The 20,443-nt window shown below is 69.1% G+C and carries 23 protein-coding genes; 12 read left to right on the top strand and 11 right to left on the bottom strand.

Going from position 1 to position 20,443, the window contains the following annotated elements; translation table 11 throughout:
- Positions 1 to 45: 45 nt before the first annotated feature.
- From JOE53_RS08220 to ilvA, 4 genes are read left to right on the top strand one after another with little or no spacing between them, the layout of a single operon-like run.
- Positions 46 to 612 carry a LemA family protein gene (locus JOE53_RS08220; RefSeq protein ID WP_005052555.1) on the top strand — a complete coding sequence of 189 codons (567 nt, stop codon included), beginning with the start codon at positions 46 to 48 and terminating at the stop codon, positions 610 to 612.
- Positions 613 to 625: 13 nt separating this feature from the next.
- Positions 626 to 1,513 carry a M48 family metalloprotease gene (locus JOE53_RS08215; RefSeq protein ID WP_204947380.1) on the top strand — a complete coding sequence of 296 codons (888 nt, stop codon included), beginning with the start codon at positions 626 to 628 and terminating at the stop codon, positions 1,511 to 1,513.
- A 16-nt stretch (positions 1,514 to 1,529) separates the two neighbouring features.
- On the top strand, positions 1,530 to 2,729 hold the full coding sequence (locus JOE53_RS08210; protein WP_204947379.1) for an AI-2E family transporter: 1,200 nt from the start codon (positions 1,530 to 1,532) through the stop codon (positions 2,727 to 2,729).
- Complete coding sequence (gene ilvA / locus JOE53_RS08205; protein WP_061682927.1) at positions 2,726 to 3,952, top strand: threonine ammonia-lyase; 1,227 nt, start codon at positions 2,726 to 2,728, stop codon at positions 3,950 to 3,952. The genes JOE53_RS08210 and ilvA overlap by 4 nt, the downstream gene beginning before the upstream one ends.
- Positions 3,953 to 3,966: 14 nt before the next feature.
- Here ilvA and greA read toward each other — a convergent pair whose 3' ends face one another.
- Positions 3,967 to 4,455: a transcription elongation factor GreA gene (greA, locus tag JOE53_RS08200; RefSeq protein ID WP_005052563.1), complete on the bottom strand. Its 489-nt coding sequence runs from the start codon at positions 4,453 to 4,455 to the stop codon at positions 3,967 to 3,969.
- Positions 4,456 to 4,560: 105 nt separating this feature from the next.
- A complete protein-coding gene (locus tag JOE53_RS08195) occupies positions 4,561 to 4,968 on the bottom strand; it encodes a DUF4307 domain-containing protein (protein WP_005052566.1) in 408 nt (135 codons plus the stop codon).
- Positions 4,969 to 5,031: 63 nt separating this feature from the next.
- Here JOE53_RS08195 and JOE53_RS08190 point away from each other — a divergent pair, with 63 nt between their 5' ends.
- The gene (locus JOE53_RS08190; RefSeq protein WP_204947378.1) at positions 5,032 to 5,346 is read left to right on the top strand and encodes a hypothetical protein; all 315 of its coding nucleotides are present in this window, start codon (positions 5,032 to 5,034) and stop codon (positions 5,344 to 5,346) included.
- A 37-nt stretch (positions 5,347 to 5,383) separates the two neighbouring features.
- Here JOE53_RS08190 and trhA read toward each other — a convergent pair whose 3' ends face one another.
- The gene (gene trhA, locus JOE53_RS08185) at positions 5,384 to 6,088 is read right to left on the bottom strand and encodes a PAQR family membrane homeostasis protein TrhA (protein WP_204948200.1); all 705 of its coding nucleotides are present in this window, start codon (positions 6,086 to 6,088) and stop codon (positions 5,384 to 5,386) included.
- A 121-nt stretch (positions 6,089 to 6,209) separates the two neighbouring features.
- Here trhA and JOE53_RS08180 point away from each other — a divergent pair, with 121 nt between their 5' ends.
- The 3 genes from JOE53_RS08180 to JOE53_RS08170 all read left to right on the top strand — a co-directional run bounded on the left by JOE53_RS08180 (position 6,210) and on the right by JOE53_RS08170 (position 9,812).
- On the top strand, positions 6,210 to 6,995 hold the full coding sequence (locus JOE53_RS08180) for an isoprenyl transferase (protein ID WP_005052573.1): 786 nt from the start codon (positions 6,210 to 6,212) through the stop codon (positions 6,993 to 6,995).
- A gap of 43 nt (positions 6,996 to 7,038) precedes the next feature.
- Positions 7,039 to 8,292, top strand: coding sequence for an aminotransferase class V-fold PLP-dependent enzyme (locus tag JOE53_RS08175; RefSeq protein WP_204947377.1), 1,254 nt, complete (start codon positions 7,039 to 7,041; stop codon positions 8,290 to 8,292).
- Positions 8,293 to 8,456: 164 nt separating this feature from the next.
- On the top strand, positions 8,457 to 9,812 hold the full coding sequence (locus tag JOE53_RS08170; RefSeq protein ID WP_204947376.1) for a PhoH family protein: 1,356 nt from the start codon (positions 8,457 to 8,459) through the stop codon (positions 9,810 to 9,812).
- 37 nt (positions 9,813 to 9,849) lie between these two features.
- On the opposite strand, the gene JOE53_RS08165 is transcribed toward JOE53_RS08170, so the two are convergent.
- Genes JOE53_RS08165 through xseA form a run of 7 tightly spaced genes read right to left on the bottom strand, consistent with a single transcriptional unit; the run spans position 9,850 to position 15,776 of the window.
- A complete protein-coding gene (locus tag JOE53_RS08165) occupies positions 9,850 to 10,506 on the bottom strand; it encodes a response regulator transcription factor (protein WP_005052579.1) in 657 nt (218 codons plus the stop codon).
- Positions 10,503 to 11,495, bottom strand: coding sequence for an ATP-binding protein (locus JOE53_RS08160; protein ID WP_271171042.1), 993 nt, complete (start codon positions 11,493 to 11,495; stop codon positions 10,503 to 10,505). The genes JOE53_RS08165 and JOE53_RS08160 overlap by 4 nt, the downstream gene beginning before the upstream one ends.
- A gap of 35 nt (positions 11,496 to 11,530) precedes the next feature.
- Positions 11,531 to 12,928, bottom strand: a complete 1,398-nt coding sequence (locus tag JOE53_RS08155) for a class II fumarate hydratase (protein WP_039412314.1) — start codon at positions 12,926 to 12,928, stop codon at positions 11,531 to 11,533.
- A 59-nt stretch (positions 12,929 to 12,987) separates the two neighbouring features.
- Complete coding sequence (locus JOE53_RS08150) at positions 12,988 to 13,638, bottom strand: carbonic anhydrase (RefSeq protein ID WP_204947375.1); 651 nt, start codon at positions 13,636 to 13,638, stop codon at positions 12,988 to 12,990.
- Complete coding sequence (locus tag JOE53_RS08145) at positions 13,635 to 14,261, bottom strand: DUF4245 family protein (protein ID WP_036318402.1); 627 nt, start codon at positions 14,259 to 14,261, stop codon at positions 13,635 to 13,637. Before JOE53_RS08145 ends, JOE53_RS08150 begins: the two co-directional genes overlap by 4 nt.
- On the bottom strand, positions 14,261 to 14,491 hold the full coding sequence (locus JOE53_RS08140) for an exodeoxyribonuclease VII small subunit (protein WP_083867978.1): 231 nt from the start codon (positions 14,489 to 14,491) through the stop codon (positions 14,261 to 14,263). Before JOE53_RS08140 ends, JOE53_RS08145 begins: the two co-directional genes overlap by 1 nt.
- A 1-nt stretch (position 14,492) precedes the next feature.
- Complete coding sequence (gene xseA / locus JOE53_RS08135; RefSeq protein WP_204947374.1) at positions 14,493 to 15,776, bottom strand: exodeoxyribonuclease VII large subunit; 1,284 nt, start codon at positions 15,774 to 15,776, stop codon at positions 14,493 to 14,495.
- A 61-nt stretch (positions 15,777 to 15,837) separates the two neighbouring features.
- On the opposite strand from xseA, the gene JOE53_RS08130 reads away from it, so the two are divergent.
- From JOE53_RS08130 to JOE53_RS08120, 3 genes are all read left to right on the top strand, one after another.
- On the top strand, positions 15,838 to 16,899 hold the full coding sequence (locus JOE53_RS08130; protein ID WP_204947373.1) for a 4-hydroxy-3-methylbut-2-enyl diphosphate reductase: 1,062 nt from the start codon (positions 15,838 to 15,840) through the stop codon (positions 16,897 to 16,899).
- Entirely contained in the window at positions 16,896 to 17,465 is a 570-nt protein-coding gene (locus tag JOE53_RS08125) for a DUF6264 family protein (RefSeq protein WP_204947372.1), read from the top strand. The genes JOE53_RS08130 and JOE53_RS08125 overlap by 4 nt, the downstream gene beginning before the upstream one ends.
- A 68-nt stretch (positions 17,466 to 17,533) precedes the next feature.
- On the top strand, positions 17,534 to 18,031 hold the full coding sequence (locus JOE53_RS08120) for an MOSC domain-containing protein (protein WP_325168492.1): 498 nt from the start codon (positions 17,534 to 17,536) through the stop codon (positions 18,029 to 18,031).
- A 111-nt stretch (positions 18,032 to 18,142) separates the two neighbouring features.
- On the opposite strand, the gene fbaA is transcribed toward JOE53_RS08120, so the two are convergent.
- The gene (gene fbaA, locus JOE53_RS08115) at positions 18,143 to 19,174 is read right to left on the bottom strand and encodes a class II fructose-bisphosphate aldolase (RefSeq protein WP_204947371.1); all 1,032 of its coding nucleotides are present in this window, start codon (positions 19,172 to 19,174) and stop codon (positions 18,143 to 18,145) included.
- A 184-nt stretch (positions 19,175 to 19,358) separates the two neighbouring features.
- On the opposite strand from fbaA, the gene glpX reads away from it, so the two are divergent.
- Positions 19,359 to 20,348 carry a class II fructose-bisphosphatase gene (glpX, locus tag JOE53_RS08110; RefSeq protein WP_112931245.1) on the top strand — a complete coding sequence of 330 codons (990 nt, stop codon included), beginning with the start codon at positions 19,359 to 19,361 and terminating at the stop codon, positions 20,346 to 20,348.
- The last annotated feature ends 95 nt before the right edge of the window (positions 20,349 to 20,443 follow it).

The raw sequence follows: 20,443 nt of genomic DNA, 5'->3' as shown, positions 1-20,443 counted from the left end.
TGGCCCCTCGCGCCGATAGGATGATCCTCAGTCGATGGGAGTCGTATGGAATGGCTGATCCCGGTCCTGATCGTCGTCGCTCTGGTGGTGATCGCCGGAATCTATCTCTGGGCGACCTACAACTCGTTGGTCGCGCTCGGTGTGCGCGTCGACGAGGCGTGGAGCGACATCACCGTGCAGCTGAAGAGGCGCGCTGATCTGCTGCCCAATCTCATCGAGACGGTCAAGGGGTACGCGGCGCACGAGAAGGCGGTCTTCGAGAACGTCACCCGCGCCCGCGCGGAGACGCTCACCGCCGGCTCACCCGCCGAAGCCGGCGTGGCCGAAGGCCACATGCAGCAGGCGCTGAAGTCGCTGTTCGCGGTCGCCGAGGCGTATCCGCAGCTGCAGGCGAGTCAGAACTTCCTCCAGCTGCAGCAGTCGATCGTCGACACCGAGGACAAGATCCAGGCGTCCCGTCGCTTCTACAACGGCGGCGTGCGCGAGCTGAACACGAAGATCAAGGTGTTCCCGAACAACATGTTCGCGCGCAACCTCGGCTTCCACGAGCGGGAGTTCTTCGAGGTCGTCGACGGCGCCGCCATCGCCGAGCCGCCGCGCATCCAGTTCTGATCGGGCGGGCGGCATGTACTCCGCGATCGCCCGCAACAAGCGCAACACCTGGCTGATCCTGGCCGGCTTCATCATCGTCCTCGGACTGATCGGCCTGGCGGCGGGATGGCTCGCGGGCAACAACTGGTGGATCTCGGCGTTCGTGCTCCTGGGGGCCACGGGCTACGCGACCGTGCAGTATTTCGTCGCCGACCGCGAAGCCCTCGCGCTGTCGGGTGCGCAGGAGGTGACGCGCGAGGAGGCTCCGCGCTATTACCGGATCGTCGAGAACCTGTGTCTGACGACGGGCACCCCCATGCCGCGGCTCTATGTCGTCGAGGATGCCGCGCCCAACGCCTTCGCGACCGGACGCACGCCAGAGCGCGCGGCGATCACGGTGACGACGGGCCTGTTCGAGATCATGACGGATCGTGAACTCGAGGGGGTGCTCGGGCATGAGCTCGGGCACATCCGCAACTACGACATCCGCGTCACGCTCGTGGTGTTCGGTCTCGTGGTCGCCGTGGGGCTCGTGGCGGACATCCTCTTGCGGATGGCCTTCTTCGGGGGCGGCCGGCGCGGCGGAAACAGCCAGTCCCAGCTCTTCTTCCTCATCTTCGGCCTGGTCGCCGCGATCGTGGCGCCGCTGATGGCCGCGGTCGTCCAGGCAGCCATCTCGCGCCAGCGCGAATACCTCGCCGATGCGACCAGTGCTCTCACCACCCGCGACCCCGACGGCCTGGCATCTGCTCTTGCCAAGCTGGGGGAGTACGGCCGACCGCTCGCCAAGGCGAACACGTCGATGGCTCACCTCTGGATCAGCGACCCGCTTCGACCCGGTGCGATGGAGCGCCTGTTCGCCACGCATCCACCGATCCCGGATCGCATCGCCCGTCTGCAGGAAATGGGCGGACGGTTCTGAGTTCTAGACTGGCGGGATGAGCGGCACCGACGACAGACACGGCGCCGCGCCGCGCGGGTCGTTCCTCGACACTCTGCGCGAGCGCACGGTCGCCTCCGACATCGACCGCGGGCTTCCTCGGGGCCTCAGAGTCGCGACGGCGTATGCGTGGCGGTTCGTGGTCATCGCCATCGCGGCCGGCATCCTGATCTGGCTCGTCATCCAGCTGAAGCTCCTGGTGATCCCGCTGATGGTGGCGATCCTCGTCACCGCGCTGCTGTGGCCGGCCTTCACCTGGATGCTGGCGCACGGGGTACCGCGGTGGCTGGCGATCGTCCTGTCGGTGCTCGGCACGGTTGCGGTGATCGGAGGGCTGCTGTGGCTGGCGATCTGGCAGATCACCCGTGAGTGGTCGAGCGTGCAGGTGCGCACCACCGAAGCGATCGGCCAGTTCCGTCAGTACCTCATCGACGGGCCGCTCCACCTCACGGCGCAGCAGATCGACGATCTCCTCGTCCAGGCGGGCGGCTACCTGCAGCAGCAGGCGGAGGTGCTCTGGTCGGGGGCTCTGGCGGTCGGTTCCACCGTCGGCCACGTCGCCACCGGCGCGGTGCTCACGCTGTTCATCCTGCTGTGCACCCTCGCCGACGGCGGTGGCATCTGGAGCTGGGTCGTGCGCCTGTTCCCGCGACGCGCGCGCAGCGAGGTCGACGGTGCCGGCCGCGCCGGCTGGCGCACCGTCGTCACGTATGCGCGCACGCAGTTGCTCGTTGCGACGATCGACGCCACCGGCATCGCGCTCGGCGCCTTCCTCCTCGGTGTTCCGCTCGCCATCCCGATCGGCGTGCTCGTCTTCCTCGGCGCGTTCGTGCCCTTCGTCGGCGCCATCGTCACCGGTGCGCTGGCGGTGTTCCTCGCCCTCGTCTACAACGGGCCCTGGATCGCGCTGTGGATGCTGGTCGTCGTCCTGGGCGTCCAACAGCTCGAGGGACATGTGCTGCAGCCGCTGCTGATGGGCTCGGCCGTCAAGGTCCACCCGCTGGCCGTCGTACTCGTCGTCGCCGGCGGTGCCATGATCGCCGGCATCCCCGGTGCACTCTTCGCCGTCCCGCTGGCGGCGTTCATCAACGTCGTCGCCGTCTACCTCGGACGCCGCGCGAACGATCCCCTGGCCCCACCCGATCGGGCCGATCTCATCTGGAGCACCGTTCCCCGCAGTAGGAAGAAGCCCGCGTGACCCTCCCGACCCTGGCGGAGTTCGAGGACGCCGCCGCCGTCCTGCGCGACGTCATCGTGAAGACGCCGTTCGACGTCTCCGACCACCTCACGGAGGTGCTCGGTGCGCCCGTCTACCTGAAGCTCGAGAACCTGCAGCGCACGGGCTCGTTCAAGATCCGAGGGGCGACCTACCGACTGTCGCGTCTGAGCGCACAAGAGCGTGCACGCGGCGTGGTGGCCGCCTCTGCCGGCAACCACGCCCAGGGCGTCGCCTCGGCCGCGCAGAAGCTCGGCATCCCCGCCACGATCTTCATGCCGCTGGGCGTGCCGGTCCCCAAGCTCCTCGCGACCCGCGGCTACGGCGCCGAGGTCGTGCTGGAAGGGGCGACCGTCGAGACGCCGCTGCGGCTCGCGGCGGAGTTCGCCGAACGCACCGGCGCCGTGATGATCCACCCCTACGATCACCGCGACATCATCGTCGGCCAGGGGACGATGGGTCTGGAACTGTGGGACGGCGTGCCCGAGCTCGAGACCGTCGTCGTCGGGATCGGTGGCGGCGGACTGATCGCCGGGGTCGCCGCCGCGGTGAAGGCGCGGGCAGCCCTCGAGGGCAGACGCGTTCGGATCATCGGCGTGCAGGCCGAGAACTCCGCCGCGTACCCGTCCTCCCTCGCCGCCGGCGTACCGCTGACGGTTGCCACGACGCCGACCATCGCCGACGGCATCGCCGTCGCGCGTCCCGGAGATGCACCCTTCGAGGTGATCAGTGAACTCGTCGACGAGGTCGTCACCGTGAGCGACGACGACATCGCCCGGGCGCTGCTGGTGCTGCTGGAGCGCGCGAAGCAGGTCGTCGAGCCCGCTGGCGCCGTCGGCGTCGCTGCGATCCTCGCCGGCAAGATCACGGCGAGCGGTCCCACTGCCGTCATCCTCTCCGGAGGCAACATCGACCCGCTGCTGCTGCAACGCGTCGTGGCGCACGGACTGGCGGCATCCGGTCGCTACATGACCCTGCAGATCCCGCTGCCCGACCGGCCGGGCCAGCTCGCGCGCGTGTCGGAACTGCTCGCCATAGCCGGAGCGAACGTGATCGAGGCGCTCCACACGCGCCACGGCCAGGGTCTGCAGATCAGCGAGGTCATCCTGCAGCTCAGCGTCGAGACTCGCGGCGAAGAACACCGCGCCCACGTCATCGGCGTTCTGGAGGAGGCAGGCTTCCGCCCCCGCGTCGCGCAGGACTGACGCGGGGCCCGCCGCTACTGGCCGTTGTAGGTTTCGACCTTGACGATCTCCACCGATATCTCGCGACCGTTCGGCGCGGTGTACGAGGTCTTCTCGCCCTCCGCCAGGCCCAGGATCGCAGCGCCCAGCGGGGAGGCCTCGCTGTAGACGTCGAGCTCGGAGCCCGCCGCGATCTCGCGGCTGCCGAGCAGGAACACCTCTTCGCCGCCGGCGACGATCGCCGTCACCACGGTGCCGCCCTTCACGGTGCCGTCGGACTCCGGGGCCTCGCCGACCACGGCGTCCTTCAGCAGCGCCTGCAGGGTGCGGATGCGTGCTTCCTGCTTGCCCTGTTCGTCCTTGGCGGCGTGGTAGCCGCCGTTCTCCTTGAGGTCGCCTTCTTCGCGGGCGGCCTCGATGCGCTTGGCGATCTCTTCGCGACCCGTCGTCGACAGGTGCTCGAGCTCGGCGGCGAGCCGGTCGTAGGCGTCCTGGGTGAGGAAGGTCTCCGTGTTCTCGGCCACGTCGTCTCCTTGTCGATGGGGGCGGTCGATGCGCGTGTGCGGCACCGGCCGCCGACACTATGCCAAACGCCCCGGCAGCTGCCAGGGCGCATGTGTCGAATCAGCCTACGGGATCCAGCACGAGGGGACCAAACCGGTCGTCGCAGCGGCGGTGGTCGCCACCCGCTCGCTGAACGTGCGGCTGTGGGCGTCGTCGGCCGGGTAGGAGACGACCTTCCACCCGACGATGCCGTGCTCCTCGTCCTGGGCCTCGACCACGCAGCTGACGGCGCTTCCGCGCGCCAGCGTGAGCTGGAAATCGACCGTCACGCTGTGCGGAGCATCGCTGAGATCGAATCCGGTGACGTCGATGTCCACGGACTGAGCCGCCTGCGTGTAGGTGTTCCATCCGAAGTAGCCGATGAGGGCGAGAACGACCGCGCCCCCGAGGATCCAGGTCCAGCGACGGCGCCCCGCGCTGCGTGCTCGGCCGTAGCGGTCGTCGAGCTCCTGCTGTGTGCGCATCGCGGTCATGACACTTCCCGAGGTTCTAGGCTGGACTTCCAGGCTAGGCGCTCCGCGCGGAACAGAGGAACGATGCACGCACTGACGATCGCGCTGTCGGCGATCGCCGACCCGGCGATTCCGACTCCCACCATGACGGTTAACCCTGACGCCGTCACTCCGGGATTCGTGGGCTTCGTCGGCATCGCGGTGGTCGCCATCGCCGTGATCTTCCTCCTCATCGACATGCTGCGGCGCATCCGTCGTGCCGGCTACCGCGCAGAGATCGCGGAGGAACTCGACGCGAAGACGGCAGCGGATGCCGAGGCCCGCGCCGACGCTCAGGCGGCGGCGGCCGTCGAGGCGAGCGACACCGACGACCAGGACATCGACCCCGCCTCACGCTGACGCCGGTGCGCCGTGGGTCCGACCGGTACGCGCCGGCTCAGCCCGCGGCGCCCAGAGAGGGCACGAGCGGGTGCAGCGCGATCAGCAAACACGCCGTCCAATGGCAGAGGAAAGCCAGCACGGTGCACACGTGGAAGATCTCGTGGAACCCGAAGTGGCCCGGCCACGGGTTCGGCTTCTTCAGCGCGTAGACGATCGCTCCGCCGGTGTATAGCAACCCGCCGACGATGACGAGGACCATCATCGCGAGGTTCGCCTGCAGCAGGTCGACGATGTACATCACCGCTGCCCACCCCAGCAGAAGGTAGAGCGCCACGTAGAGCCACCGCGGGGCGTTGATCCAGAAGACGCGGAACAGGATGCCGAGGATCGCGCCCGACCAGACCAGCACGAGCAGGAGGGTGCCCTTGTCGGGCGTCAGCGCCAGCACGGCGATCGGCGTGTAGGTGCCCGCGATCAGCAGCAGGATGTTGGCGTGGTCGATGCGCTTGAGCACCGCCTTGGTCGTCGGCCCCCAGGTGAACCGGTGATACAGCGCGGAGTTGCCGAACAGGAGGAGCGAGGTCACCATGAAGACGACCGCTGCCCACTTCGCGGCCGCACCCTGAGCGAAGACGATGAGCAGGACCCCGGCGGCCACGGCGACCGGGAATGTTCCGGCGTGGATCCAGCCACGCCACGTGGGCTTCAGCTCGACTTGTGCACGGACGGAGCCGGCTTCGAGAAGCGGGAGCTGGGGCATGTCGGCGCCCTCGGCGGATGCGTGTCGGGTCACGGCACCGAGCCTACGCGCAGCCTCATGCCGTCTTCCGCACTTATCCTGTGTACGGTCGGGGCCGGGGCTCGCGCGATAGCGTAGGAACGTGACACCCACCGGTTCGGGCGAGGGGCGTGGATTCCTCTATCGCCTCTACAGTTCGCGCCTGCGTCGCGAGTTGACCCCCGACACCGTTCCCCACCACGTCGCGATGATGATCGACGGCAATCGTCGCTGGGCGCGTCAGGCCGGCTTCACGACGGTCGCGCACGGACACCGTGCCGGAGCCGCGAAGATGCACGAGTTCCTGCGCTGGTGCGACGATCTCGGCATCCGTGTGGTGTCGCTCTACCTGCTGTCCACCGACAACCTCACCAAGCGCGACTCGCAGGAGCTCGCCGATCTCATCGAGATCATCGCCGAGCTCGCCGACGAACTCTCGCTCGAGCCCGGCTGGCGCGTGCAGCACGTGGGTCGTGCGGAGATGCTGCCACCGGACCTGGCCCGCGTGTTACGGACGGCGGAGGAGCGGACCGCCGGAAACACGGGCCTGCACGTGAACCTCGCGGTCGGCTACGGCGGACGAAGCGAGATCGTCGACGCCGTTCGCAGCATCATCGCGCAGCACGACGAGCGCGGCGGCTCGCTCGAAGAGCTCGCCGCCAGCCTCACCCCGGAGCAGATCGGCGAGCATCTGTACACCGGAGGGCAGGCCGATCCCGATCTGGTGATCCGTACCTCCGGCGAGCAGCGTCTCAGCGACTTCCTGCTCTGGCAGTCGGCGCATTCCGAGTTCTACTTCGTCGAAGCGCTCGGGCCGGATCTGCGCGAGGTCGACTTCCTCCGCGCGATCCGCGACTACGCCACGCGCGATCGCCGCTACGGCAGCTGACGGGGGCCACGCGATCCGTCCCCGAACGACTCGGCGTGGGACAATGGGCGACGTGAACGACCTGCAGCCCTACCTCGATACCTTCGACAGCGCAGCGGGGTATCTGGACTGGGCGGCATTCGGACCGCTCTCGCCGGCGGTTCGAGCCGAGACCCTGGCCGACGCGGAGCTTCTCGGCAGCGGGCGCCGTTCGGGCATCGATCTGGTGTCGGAGAGATCCGACGAGGCGCGCGGGCTGGTCGCACAGGTTCTCGGATGCGCCGTCGACGAGGTCGTGTTGCAGCCGTCGACGACCCACGGACTGCAGCACGCGATGCAGGGGCTTCGTGGCACGGTCATCGTCTCGGCTCAGGAGTTTCCCGCCCTGCGGGTGACGGCACGCCGCGCGCAGGACGCTCGCGGTGTGCTCTCGGTTCGCGAGATCGAGCCCGTCGCCGGGATCGTCACGGCGGATGCCGTGGCGGAGGCGCTCGATGACGATGTCACCGCCGTCGCCGTCAGCCTGGTCGATTTCCGCACGGGCGCTGTCGCCGACGTGCGCGAGATTCGTGAGCGGATCGGCGACCGCCTGCTGATCGTCGATGCCGTTCAGGGCTTCGGCGTCGTCGACGCCGACTGGGATGCGGCCGATGTCGTCTGCGGCAACGGATACAAGTGGCTTCGGGCCGGCCGGGGCACCGGCTTCGCGAGGTTCTCCGATCGGGCGCGCGAACGGATCGAGCCGGTGCTGTCAGGGATTTCCGGCATGCAGGGCGACACGACCAGCGTGGGTGTGCCGGCGCCGCTGCCGACAGCGGCCGCATACCAGGTCGCCCCGGCCGACCACCTCGCTGCCGGTCGCCTCGCGGCGGCGTTGCGCGAAGTGGTCGACGCGGGCATTCCCGCCATCGCCGCCGAGCTGCGCGCACGCGCACGGGCCGTGATGGAGCTCGCCGATCGCTACGGGGTCCCCGTCCTCACCCCGCGCGACCGGCACGCGGGCATCGTGGCGCTGCAGCCTGCACCTCACGAGGCGGCGCCGCTGGCCGCAGCTCTCGCCAATCAGGGCGTCACCGTCACCGCCCGCGGCACCACGATCCGGGTCGCGCCGCACGTGGGAACGGGCGCCGACAGCTTCGTCCTGCTCGGCGACGCGCTGGCCGAGGTCGCCGCCAGCCGCGTCATCATCGACCCCGCTCCCGCGGCGCTCGCGCTGTCCGAGCCCGGTTCTGCGGATGACGCGCCGATCTCGCTCGAGGTCGTCGCACCCCCCGCGGAGGCCGCCGAGGCTGCGTCCGCCGACGACATCACACGTTAACGTCCCCGTCATCGACCGGCGGCGTGTCGCGGCTGGCGCGCCTGCATCGCCGGCCGTACGGTCATCACATCGGGCAAGGCGCCCGGTCGGGTCGGCCTCCACACGACTCGTGGCCACGGTCGACTCGAAACTGCCGGGTGCTCCACCCGGGGCGGGAGTGAGTTGTGACCACACGGGCTTCACTGCAGCAACGCCGGATCGATGAGAGCGTCGAGGGGGCCGCGGACACCGATCTGCGGACCTACGTCCTCGACACCTCCGTGCTCCTGAGCGATCCGCGCGCGTTCTTCCGGTTCGCGGAGCATTCCGTCGTCGTCCCCGTGGTGGTGATCACGGAGCTCGAAGGCAAGCGGCACGACCCGGAGATCGGCTACTTCGCCCGGCAGGCTCTGCGCCACCTCGACGAGCTGCGTGTCGAGCACGGTCGACTGGACTTCGCCGTCCCGGTCGGGGAGGGGGGAACGCTGCGTGTCGAGCTGACCAACACCGATTCCTCCGTTCTGCCCGCCGGCATGCGCCTCGGCGACAACGACACGCGGATCCTCTCCGTCGCCATGCACCTCGCTGCCGACGGTCAGCAGGTCACGGTCGTCTCCAAGGACCTCCCGATGCGCGTCAAGGCCGCCTCCCTCGGCATCCACGCCGAGGAGTATCTCGCGGAGCAGGCCGTCGACAGCGGGTGGACGGGCATCGCCGACATCGCGATCTCCGGCGACGACATGAGTGACCTCTACGAGGCGGAGGTCGCGACCAGCGACGAGGTGCGCGGCTTCCCGGTGAACACGGGACTCGTGATCCACTCCGAGCGGGGGTCGGCTCTCGGCCGGGTCACGGGAGACGGCGCATTCCGTCTCGTCCGCGGCGACCGGGACGTGTTCGGGCTGCACGGCCGCAGCGCCGAGCAGCGCATCGCGATCGACCTGCTCATGGATCCCGAGGTCGGGATCGTCTCTCTCGGCGGACGTGCGGGAACGGGGAAGTCGGCCCTCGCCCTCTGCGCCGGCTTGGATGCCGTCCTCGAGCGCCAGCAGCAGAAGAAGATCATCGTCTTCCGCCCGCTCTTCGCCGTCGGCGGCCAGGAGCTCGGCTACCTGCCGGGCGACCAGTCTGAGAAGATGAACCCGTGGGGGCAGGCGGTCTTCGACACCCTCGGCTCGGTGGTCTCCGGAAACGTCCTCGAGGAAGTCGTCGCGCGGGGGATGCTCGAGGTGCTGCCGCTGACGCACATCCGCGGACGTTCTCTGCACGACGCTTTCGTGATCGTCGATGAGGCGCAGTCGCTCGAACGCAACGTGCTGCTCACGGTACTCAGTCGGATCGGACAGAACTCGCGCGTCGTGCTGACCCACGATGTCGGCCAGCGTGACAACCTCCGCGTCGGCCGCCACGACGGCATCGCCTCAGTGATCGAGACGCTGAAGGGGCACAGCCTCTTCGGTCACGTGACACTCGTGAGATCCGAGCGTTCCGCCATCGCCGCGCTCGTCACCGATCTGCTGGAGCAGGGCGAGCTGAGCTGACGCGGCCCGCCCGTACCCGCGCCGTCCGCGGCGAGGTCTACTCCCAGCGGTAGCCCTCGCCGCGGACAGTCGCGATGTGGTCGGCGCCGAGCTTTGCCCGCAGATACCGCACGTAGACGTCCACGACGTTCGAGCCCGGATCGAAGTCGAGGCCCCAAATGCGGCTGAGCAGCGTCTCACGCGTGAGAACCTCACCGGCGTGCCGCAGGAACTGCTCAGCGAGTGCGAACTCGCGCGCGGAGAGGTCGACGTCGTGACCGGCCACCGTGCAGCGGCGCGCCAGCAAGTCGAGCGTCACATCCCCGCGGGAGAGGACCATCGTGATGGCACCCGTGCGCTCCCGAAGACGCGAGCGCACGCGCGCCATCAGCTCCGCGAGAGAGAACGGCTTCGGAACGTAGTCGCTGGCCCCGGCATCCAGACCGTCCACCGCGTCGCGGGCCGAACTGCGAGCCGTCAGCATGATGACCGGGAGGGACTGCCCGTCGCCGCGCAGGCGCCGGAGAACCTCGAATCCGTCCATGCCCGGCAGCCCGACGTCGAGGATCACGAGGTCGATGTCGCCTCGCGACGCGCGTTCGAGTCCGGCGGCGCCGTCCTCGCAGGCGGTCGTCTCATACCCTTCGGCCGACAGGGCGCGCGTGACCATCGACACGATATGCGGCTCGTCGTCGACGATGAGGATGCGAGTCATCCGGAGGCCTCCCGTTGTTGGACGACATCCCCCGCACGCACCGGTGTGGGCAGCGTCGCCTGCGTGCCGATGGGGATCTCGATGGTGAAGGTGGCACCGCCACCCGGCGTGTCGGCCACGGTGCAGTGACCGCCGTGGGCCTTCGCGATCGCGTCGACGATGGCGAGGCCGAGGCCCGATCCGCCGACCGACCGCTTGCCCGTGCCGCGGTCGAAGCGACGGAAGATGCGGTGGCGGACGGCGGGCGCGATTCCCGGGCCGTGATCGCGCACCCACAGCTGAGCTCCGGAGGGATGCACGGCGCTGCCGATCTCGATCGCCGAGCCGGCGGGGGTGTACTTCGCCGCGTTGTCGGCCAGTTGCAGCCACGCCTGCAGGAGGCGATCACGGTCGCCGTGGATGATCCCTGCTGCGCGTTGCTCGACCCCCCAGTCGTGGTCCGCGATGACGGCGACCAGCTCCGCGACGCGTCGGGTCAGCGCGTCCAGATCGACATCTCCCATCGTGAAGCTGTCGCTTTCGACGGCGGCCAGCAGGTCGATGTCGCCGATCAAGCGCGTCATGCGATCGAGTTCGGCGATGCCGAGCACACGCGTCGCCGCGACGTCGGAGGGGTCGGCGGCATCCATGAGCTCCAGGTGTCCGCGCACGATCGTGATCGGCGTCTTCAACTCGTGTCGCACGTCGTCCAGGAGCCGGCGCTGGGCGTCGAAGAGAGCATCGGGGCTCTCGAGGCCGTCAGGCGGCTCTGGCGTCTGGCGGCTCTCGTCCAGGAGCAGCCAGCCGACCAGTGCCGTCACCGCGAGTGTCAGAGCCGCTGCAGCGGCGAAGACGACGACCGAGACCCAGGTGGTCGGCGCGCCGGTCGCGGCGTGGACCGAGAGCAGCGCGACCGCCGTCAGTCCGAATCCCGCCGCGACCACGGCCAGGACGACGCCGAGCCCGCGTGCGCGCCTTGCCGCACGGGGAGGGCGGACGGCGCGATTCACCCTCTGATTATGAACCCGACAGGGGGAGCAAGCGATCAGCCGGGGTGCGTCATCGACAGAAGGTCGAGCTTCGTGTCGAGTTGCTCCTCGGTCAGCTCTCCTCTTTCGACGTAGCCGAGGTCGATCACAGCCTCGCGCACCGTGATGCCCTTGGCGACGGCGTGCTTGGCGATCTTCGCCGCCGCTTCGTAGCCGATGAGCTTGTTGAGCGGGGTCACGATCGACGGCGACATCCCGGCGAAGGCGGCGGCGCGCTCGAGGTTCGCTTCCAGACCGTCGACCGTCTTGTCGGCCAGCACGCGCATCGCGTTCGACAGCAGGCGGATCGACTCCAGCAGGGCCGTGCCCATGACCGGGATCGCGACGTTCAGCTCGAACGAGCCGGATGCGCCCGCCCAGGCCACCGTCGCGTCGTTGCCGATCACGCGCGCGCACACCATGAGGGTCGCCTCGGGGACGACCGGGTTCACCTTGCCGGGCATGATCGAGGACCCGGGCTGCAGGTCGGGGATGTGCAACTCGCCGAGGCCGGTGTTGGGGCCCGATCCCATCCATCGCAGGTCGTTGTTGATCTTCGTCAGCGAGACCGCGATCGTGCGCAGGGCGCCGGATGCCTCGACCAGGCCGTCGCGGTTGGCCTGCGCCTCGAAGTGGTCGTGCGCTTCGGTGATGGGAAGTTCGGTCTCTTCGGCCAGGAGCGCGATGACCTTCTGCGGGAAGCCGAGTGGTGTGTTGATGCCGGTGCCGACGGCCGTGCCGCCCAACGGCACCTCGCCCACGCGGGGAAGCACGGCACGCACCCGCTCGATGCCGAGGCGGATCTGGCGCGCATACCCCCCGAACTCCTGTCCGAGGGTCACGGGAGTCGCGTCCATGAGGTGCGTGCGGCCCGACTTCACGGCGTCCTTCCACAGGAGCGCCTTCGCCTCCAGGGCGACAGCGAGGTGGTCGAGGGCGGGGATGAGGTCATCGATGAGCGCCTGTGTGACGGCGATGTGGACGGAGGTCGGGAAGACGTCGTTGGACGACTGCGATGCATTGACGTGATCGTTCGGATGCACCGGCGCGCCGAGCTTCTGCGTCGCGAGTGAGGCGAGTACCTCGTTCATGTTCATGTTCGACGAGGTGCCCGATCCCGTCTGGTATGTGTCCACGGGGAAGTGGGCGTCGTATCGACCGGTGATGACGTCGTCGGCGGCAGCCGCGATCGCATCGGCGATCGCGCCATCAAGGGTTCCGAGTTCCTTGTTGGCCAGCGCCGCGGCCTTCTTGATGCGCGCAAGCGCGGCGATCTGCGTCGACTCCAGCCCGGTGCCCGAGATCGGGAAGTTCTCCACGGCGCGCTGGGTCTGTGCGGCGTAGAGAGCGTCCTTCGGCACGCGCACCTCGCCCATCGTGTCGTGTTCGATGCGGTACTCGGTGGTCTCGGTCATTGCGGTCACGTCCTCGTTTCCTGTGCGTCTTCGGTTGTGGTGTCGGCCGGGAGCCCGGCTCAGGCCGTCTGGAGGCCTACGGCGACGTGCGGCACCGCCGTGCCCTCGCTCAGCCGGTAGTTCGCGCCCACGATGCCCAGTCGGCCCTCGGCGACGGCGTCGGCGATGAGCCGCGACGAGGAGAGCAGGTCGTCGACCGTGTTCTTGAGGTGCTCCCGTCCGACGTCTTCGGCGTCCAGCTCCCGCGGGTCGACCTCGCCGCCGGCATCGCGGAGCACGGTGCGTGCCGCCGGCACGATGCGGGCGATCAGGCGCCAGATGTGCGGGGGGAGTTCGGGAGAGCCGAGCGCGGTGGAGTCGATCGCGGCGCGCACGGCGCCGCACGCGTCGTGCGCGAGCACGATGATGAGCGAGACATCCAGCGCCGCCACCGCGTACTCCAGGCTGGCCACGGCGGAGTCGGAGGCGACCTGGCCGGCGTTGCGGACGACGAACAGATCGCCGAGTCCCTGGTCGAAGATGATCTCCGCCGCCAGGCGGGAGTCCGCGCAGCCGAACAGCGCGGCGCGCGGGGTCTGGGCGGCGGCGAGCTCGTTGCGCCGTTCGACGTCCTGTCGCGGATGCCGCGGCGCGCCCGCGACGAAACGGGCGTTGCCCTCGAGCATCTCCTCCCAGACGAGCGAAGGGGTCGGGCGGGCGGTTGCGTTCATCTCTTCTCCTCGCGCATGGTCAGAATCTGATCGGTGACGCCCGACGCCGCGACGGCGGCCGTTGCGGCGTCAGTCGCCCCGTAGATCAGCACCGTGTCGGAGCCGGCCGTCGTCGAGATGGCGTACGAGACCGTGTCGGTGCGGGCGGCGGCAGGGATCGTGTACTCGTCCCAGGCGATCCCGTCGATGGTGACGCTGCCGGAGGGCGCGAACCCGCCCAGCACCTTCGTCGCCCATCCGGCGTCGGCGTCGACGCCCTGTGCCACGCGCACGTAGCCGCTCGGCGGTGCATACACGACGCGCCACATCGAGCCCTCCAGTCGCGCCGAGTTGGCGCGCCAGTTCTCGGGGACGACAGGAACCAGCAGGGGGTGTCCGATGGCTGCCGACGCGCTCTGCGCTGCCGCGGCCACGTCCGCCTCCTCAGGGTCGGGCAGTGAACCGCGCGGCACCCCGAAGTAGACGACGGCGACGACGGCCATGATGACCAGGAGAGCCGCCACCAGGTTGCGGAAGGTCTTGCTCTGACGGTACGCCCGCGAGGCGGCCGCCTTGCGATCGGCGGTCTCCGCGGGCGTCTCGGGTCGGCCGAGCTCCGCGACGATGCGAGGACCCGATGCCATTACGACTCCGCGTCCGCGGGACGGGCGGCATCGAGAAGCCGCTTCGCGCCGAGCAGCCACTCCTCGCACCGCGCAGCGAGAGCCTCGCCCCGGGTCCAGAGGGCGAGCGACTGCTCGAGGGTCGGGGCACCCTGCTCGAGTTCGGCCACGACGCGGACGAGTTCGTCCCGGGCCTGCTCGAACGACAGATCGGCGACGTCGGTGGCCGTGTCGCTGGTCATGGCGTCCATTCTAGGGCGCCCCGCCGACGTCTTCTGCGAGCGGGCCCTCCGATCGGGCGGTGAACGAGCCGTCGGCGACGGTGACCGTCACCGCGGTGCCGGCCGGTACCTGACGAGCGTCGCGGACGATGACCCCGGCATCCAGATGGGCGATGGCATAGCCGCGTTCGAGTGTCGCGCCGGGGGAGAGGGCGCGCAGCGACGCGCGCAGCTGCGCCGTCGTGCGTTCCGCGGCATCCATCCGTCGGTGCACGATGTCGCGGCCGCGCGAGACGAGGGTCCAGAGCTCGTGGGTGCGGGGCGTGAGCAGAGACTCGGGCGTCCGCAGCACAGGACGCGAGCGCAGCTGCTCGAGCTGGGCGATGTCGTGACCGACCCTTTGTGTGAGGCGCGTGCGCGCACGCGAGCGCAGCTGGTTCACGAGCGCCCGTTGCTCCGAGACGTCGGGGACGACGCGCTTGGCGGCATCCGTCGGTGTCGACGCCCGTACGTCCGCGACGTCGTCGAGCAGGGGATGGTCGTTCTCGTGGCCGATCGCGGAGACGACCGGCGTGGATGCCGCGGCCACCGCACGCACCAGGCGTTCATCGCTGAAGCCGAGCAGGGTCTGCGGATCGCCGCCGCCGCGGGCGATGATGATCACGTCGACCTCCGGGTCGGCGTCGAGCGCCGTGAGCGCCGCGATCGTTTCGGGAACGCAGCGCTCGCCCTGGACGGCGGCATGGATCGTGCGGAAGCGGACGCCCGGCCAGCGCAGTTCGGCGTTGCGGTGAACATCCTTCTCGGCGTCGCTGCGCTCACCGGTGATGAGGCCGACGAGCTGCGGGAGGAAGGGGAGGCGCTTCTTGCGGGCGGGGTCGAACAGCCCCTCCGCCCGGAGCTGCCCGCGGAGCTTCTCGAGCCGCTCGAGCTGATCGCCGAGGCCCGTGTGGCGCATCGCGGAGACGGTGAAGGTGAAGTCCCCGGTCTTCACGAAGAAGTCGCTCTTCACGCACGCCACCACGAGGTCGCCGACCTTGAGGTCGTCGGGCAGGCGCTGCAGGGTGGATGACCACAGACGGAACGAGAGCATCGCGTCGCCGTTCGCGTCCTTCAAACGCCCGAAGACGTGTCCGCCGCGAAGGTTCCATGCGGTGATCTCACCCTCGACCCAGACGGATCCCCACGTCGAGACGAACCCGCGGATGGTCTCGTTCAGACGCGAGACCGACGTCGGTGCGTCCGCGCGCGACTCTCGCGGTGCGACCGCATCGGGGGGAGGGACGTGCCCGGGAGCGGACGCGAACGATGCCATCGATACCTTTCCGCCGCGCGCATGCGGCCCTCACTCAGCCCGCTCTCCCTAGAATCAAGGGGTGAGCAGCACAGCCATCCGTCTTCCGACGCCCCATGTTCCAGGCCCGCGCGGACGGCTTCAGGATAACCCGGTCCCCGGACGCAAGCGGGTGCTCCTCGCCTCGCCGCGAGGGTACTGCGCCGGCGTCGACCGCGCAGTGATCGCGGTCGAGAAGGCGCTGGAGCGCTACGGCGCGCCCGTCTACGTGCGCAAGCAGATCGTGCACAACATCCACGTCGTCACCGAGCTCGAGGCGAAGGGGGCCGTCTTCGTCGAGGAGGTCGACGAGGTGCCCGAAGGCGCCCACGTCGTCTTCAGCGCGCACGGCGTCTCGCCCGCTGTCGTGAACGCGGCATCCGATCGGGGCCTTCAGGCCATCGACGCCACCTGTCCCCTCGTGACGAAGGTGCACCGCGAGGCGGTGCGCTTCGCCCGCGACGACTTCGAGATCCTGCTCATCGGCCACGACGGCCATGAAGAGGTCGAGGGAACGGCAGGAGAGGCCCCCGACCACGTCACCGTCGTCAACTCGCCCGAGGAAGCCGACCGCGTCGTCGTCAAGGATCCGGCGAAGGTCGTCTGGCTGTCGCAGACGACGCTGTCGGTCGACGAGACCATGGAGACGGTCCGCCGCCTGCGCGAGCGATTCCCCGAACTGCAGGATCCGCCGTCGGACGACATCTGCTACGCCACGCAGAACCGCCAGGTCGCCATCAAGAAGGTCGCCAAGGACGCCGACCTCGTCATCGTCGTCGGTTCGGCGAACTCCTCCAACTCGGTCCGACTCGTCGAGGTGGCGCTGGAGTACGGGGCGAAGGCGGCCTACCGCGTCGACTACGCCCACGAGATCCAGCAGGACTGGCTCGACGGCGTCGAGACGGTGGGCGTCACCAGCGGCGCCTCGGTGCCCGAGGTGCTCGTGCAGGAAGTTCTCGCCGACCTCGCCGGCGCCGGCTACGCCGACGTCGAGCAGGTGCGCACGGCCGAGGAGGATCTGATGTTCTCGCTTCCCAAGGAGCTCCGCCAGGATGCGAGCGGGCGCCGGGACGACCGTGCACTGGGTGGGCGGTCGCGCGGATGAGCGACCCGACCGGATCGTCCGCACACGCGCAGACGCCGCGCCCCCGTCCGCAGTACGGCGAGTATGCGAGCCCGGAGGAGCAGCGGGCGCGCATCCAGCAGCCCGAGACGGCTTCCGTCTCGCCGCATCCGGCGCTGCCGCACACGGTGCCGAGCCGCGCGCACCCGCCCACCGCGCCCGCCACGACGGCTGCCGCGCGCCCGACGCGCGCCGCGGACCGCATCATCACGTTTGCCCTGCTCGTGTACGGTCTCGTGACCGTCGTCAGCGCGGTGCCGCAGCTGTGGGACTTCTCCGGGTTCGCACAGACCTGGATGCAGGTGGCCGGCATCGACGCGACCTTCACCAACACGGCGCAGGGCGAGCTGTGGGGTCGTATCGGCGCCTTCGTCTTCATCGGCGGGTGGATGCTCACCGCGTTGCTGTCGTGGGTCTCGCTGCGCGCGCGGCGGCTGTCGTGGTGGATTCCTCTCGCCGGAGCGATCGTGACCTTCATCCTCGCCACGGTGTGCCTGACGGTGCCGCTGCTCGGAGACCCTGCGATCGTCACCCACTTCGCCCGATGAGCGACACGGGGCGCCTTCTCGCCGTCTGCGTCGTACGGGCGCTGCGCCCTGACGCCGGATCACTCGGTGTGACAGCGATCGATAAGGCCGCGGTCGACGGGGCGGTACGCCTCGGACGCTACGGCGCGTATGCCGATGTGCAGGCGAATCGGAAGCACCATGGTGGCCTGGACAAGGCTCTGTATGCGTACGCGCAGGAGGACGCCGAGTTCTGGGAGACGCAGCTGCGGGCGCCTCTCCCGCCCGGATGGTTCGGCGAGAACCTCCGTGTCGAGGGGCTCGACGTCAATCGTGCCCGTATCGGCGAGCAGTGGCGGATCGGGGAGACGGCCGTCGTCGAGGTGACGATGCCGCGGACACCGTGCCAGACCTTCGCCCGCTGGGTGCGCACCGTCGACCGGTCGGCGGAACGCGGCTGGGTGCGGCGGTTCTCGGCAGAACGGCGGCTCGGTCCGTACCTGCGCGTCGTGCGTACGGGCTCCGTCCGCGCGGGCGATCCCATCCGGGTGATCCACGTGCCCGACGGTGCTCCGGGACTGCTCGACGCGTACGTCGACCCTGCCTGATCGCAGCGACCGCACCCGCCTTCAGCGCGGCGCGGCACCGCACATCGCGGCAACGGATACCGACGAGAAACGCCCCCGGAGACGTGAGCTCCGGGGGCGCTTCGATGCGGATCAGAGGCTGATGGAGTGACCAGCCGAACCAAGCTGCTGTGTCGCCTCGACGACGCGAGCGGCCATGCCCGTCTCGGCCACCTTGCCCCAGGCACGCGGGTCGTAGGCCTTCTTGTTGCCCACCTCGCCGTCGACCTTCAACACGCCGTCGTAGTTGCTGAACATGAAGCCGGCGACCGAACGGGTGAAGGCGTACTGCGTGTCGGTGTCGATGTTCATCTTGACGACACCGTTGGCCACGGCGGTCGCGATCTCCTCCGGAGTCGAGCCGCTGCCACCGTGGAAGACCAGGTCGAGGGGCTTCGCGTCGGTGCCGAAGCGCTCCGCGATGCCCGCCTGGATCTCGCCGAGCAGCTCGGGGCGCAGCTTCACGTTGCCGGGCTTGTAGACGCCGTGCACATTGCCGAACGTCAGAGCGGCGATATAGCGGCCGTTCTCGCCGAGGCCGAGCGCCTCGACGAATCGAGACACGTCGGCGGTGGTCGTGTAGAGCGCCTCGTTGGAGCCCTCGTGCTTGACGCCGTCCTCTTCGCCGCCGACCACGCCGATCTCGACCTCGAGAATCGCGTTGATGTTCTTCATGCGAGGCAGCAACTCCTTCGCGATGGCGATGTTCTCGTCGAGCGCAACAGCCGACCCGTCCCACATGTGCGACTGGAAGATGGGGTTGCGGCCGGCGCGGACCTCCTCCTCGGATGCCGCGATCAGCGGGAGCACGAAGTCCTCGAGGGCGGGCTTGGGGCAGTGGTCGGTGTGCAGCGCCACCGTGATCGGGTAGTTCTTGGCGACCTCGGTCGCGAACTTCGCGAACGCGAGCGCACCGGTGGCGCGACCCTTCACGGTGTGGCCCGCGAAATAGTCGGCTCCGCCGGTGGTCACCTGGATGATGCCGTCGGATCCGGCTTCGGTCAGACCCTGCAGGATCGCGTTGATCGACTGCGAGCTGGCGGCGTTGATCGCGGGGAACGCGTAGCCACCGGCCTTCGCGCGGTCCAGCATCTCGGCGTATTGCTCAGGGGTGGCGACAGGCATTTCTGCTCCTCAGTTCTGCGGGGATTCCTGGCACAGCCTATCGAAGCACCAGCGACGTCGGTGAGGCCCCCGCCGGGCAAAAGCGCCGGGTCGAGCTTGCCGCAGTGATAAGAAGTGCAGTTCCTTCCTCAGGCATTGGCTGAAAACGCCGCACCCGCGGGGTGCGGCCGCCTAGGCTGACGTCATGGTGAGCCTGACCGCGGACATGAGCCCTTTGCACCCCGACCGGAACCTGGCGATGGAGTTGGTGCGCGCGACGGAGGCGGCGGCCATTCGCTCCGTACCGTTCATCGGACGGGGCCAGAAGGAGAAGGCCGACGGCGCGGCCGTCGACGCCATGCGGGCGTTTCTCACCACGGTGAACTTCGACGGAGTCATCGTCATCGGGGAGGGCGAGAAGGACAACGCTCCCATGCTCTTCAACGGTGAACACGTGGGAACGGGTCGCGGACCCCAGTGCGACGTCGCCGTCGATCCGATCGACGGAACATCGCTGACCGCCGAGGGACGCAACAACGCGCTTTCGGTTCTCGCGGTCTCCGATCGCGGCTCCATGCTCGACGCGTCGAGTGTGTTCTACATGGACAAGATCGTCACGGGTCCGGCCGGCGTCGGTGTCGTGGACATCCGCCTGCCCGTCGGCGAGAACATCCGTCTTCTGGCGAAGGCACTGGGCAAGCCCGTCGACGAGCTCGTGGTCTCTGTGCTGAACCGTCCCCGCCACGCCCGACTGATCGAGGAGATCCGCGACGCCGGCGCCGGAACGCGGCTGATGAGCGACGGTGACGTCGCCGGTGGAATCAACGCGGCACGGCACAACGCCCGTACCGACATGTGCATCGGCATCGGAGGCAGCCCCGAAGGTGTCGCGACCACGTGCGCGATCAAGGCGCTCGGAGGCCACATCCAAGGACGTCTCTGGCCGCGCGACGACGACGAGAAGCAGCGCGGGATCGATGCAGGTCTGAAAGTCGACGGCTACGTGTACGAGGCCGACGAACTGGTCACAGGCCGCAACACCATCTTCGTGGCCACGGGCGTCACGAACGGTGAACTGGTCGCCGGTGTTCGCCGCGACGGCGACTTCGTCTACACGGAGAGCGTCGTTCTGCGGGGGGCTTCGGGCACGCTGCGGCGCATCTCTTCGGAGCATCTCACGTCGAAGTGGCTCTGAGCGCGGACCATATCATCGGCGCGGCGCGCCCGGTATGGGGCACGCGACAACCGTACCTCTGGCACAATGGGCAACGGTGTCACCGGCGACACAGA

It is taken from the genome of Microbacterium laevaniformans, assembly GCF_016907555.1.
Classification (GTDB): Bacteria; Actinomycetota; Actinomycetes; order Actinomycetales; family Microbacteriaceae; genus Microbacterium; species Microbacterium laevaniformans.
The sequence above is the reverse complement of the archived record's forward strand: the minus strand, read 5'-3'. Positions and strand labels throughout refer to the sequence as shown.

Excerpts from the sequence above, each read along its gene's own strand:
- JOE53_RS08150 (WP_204947375.1), bottom strand. The coding sequence starts at position 13,638 with ATGAACGCAACCGCCCGCCCGACCCCTTCGCTCGTCTGGGAGGAGATG.
- JOE53_RS08215 (WP_204947380.1), top strand. The coding sequence starts at position 626 with ATGTACTCCGCGATCGCCCGCAACAAGCGCAACACCTGGCTGATCCTG.
- JOE53_RS08210 (WP_204947379.1), top strand. The coding sequence starts at position 1,530 with ATGAGCGGCACCGACGACAGACACGGCGCCGCGCCGCGCGGGTCGTTC.
- JOE53_RS08175 (WP_204947377.1), top strand. The coding sequence starts at position 7,039 with ATGGGCGACGTGAACGACCTGCAGCCCTACCTCGATACCTTCGACAGC.
- JOE53_RS08220 (WP_005052555.1), top strand. The coding sequence starts at position 46 with ATGGAATGGCTGATCCCGGTCCTGATCGTCGTCGCTCTGGTGGTGATC.
- JOE53_RS08190 (WP_204947378.1), top strand. The coding sequence starts at position 5,032 with ATGCACGCACTGACGATCGCGCTGTCGGCGATCGCCGACCCGGCGATT.
- JOE53_RS08125 (WP_204947372.1), top strand. The coding sequence starts at position 16,896 with ATGAGCGACCCGACCGGATCGTCCGCACACGCGCAGACGCCGCGCCCC.
- JOE53_RS08195 (WP_005052566.1), bottom strand. The coding sequence starts at position 4,968 with ATGACCGCGATGCGCACACAGCAGGAGCTCGACGACCGCTACGGCCGA.
- JOE53_RS08155 (WP_039412314.1), bottom strand. The coding sequence starts at position 12,928 with ATGACCGAGACCACCGAGTACCGCATCGAACACGACACGATGGGCGAG.
- trhA (WP_204948200.1), bottom strand. The coding sequence starts at position 6,088 with ATGCCCCAGCTCCCGCTTCTCGAAGCCGGCTCCGTCCGTGCACAAGTC.
- JOE53_RS08140 (WP_083867978.1), bottom strand. The coding sequence starts at position 14,491 with ATGGACGCCATGACCAGCGACACGGCCACCGACGTCGCCGATCTGTCG.
- glpX (WP_112931245.1), top strand. The coding sequence starts at position 19,359 with ATGGTGAGCCTGACCGCGGACATGAGCCCTTTGCACCCCGACCGGAAC.
- fbaA (WP_204947371.1), bottom strand. The coding sequence starts at position 19,174 with ATGCCTGTCGCCACCCCTGAGCAATACGCCGAGATGCTGGACCGCGCG.
- JOE53_RS08165 (WP_005052579.1), bottom strand. The coding sequence starts at position 10,506 with ATGACTCGCATCCTCATCGTCGACGACGAGCCGCATATCGTGTCGATG.
- JOE53_RS08145 (WP_036318402.1), bottom strand. The coding sequence starts at position 14,261 with ATGGCATCGGGTCCTCGCATCGTCGCGGAGCTCGGCCGACCCGAGACG.
- xseA (WP_204947374.1), bottom strand. The coding sequence starts at position 15,776 with ATGGCATCGTTCGCGTCCGCTCCCGGGCACGTCCCTCCCCCCGATGCG.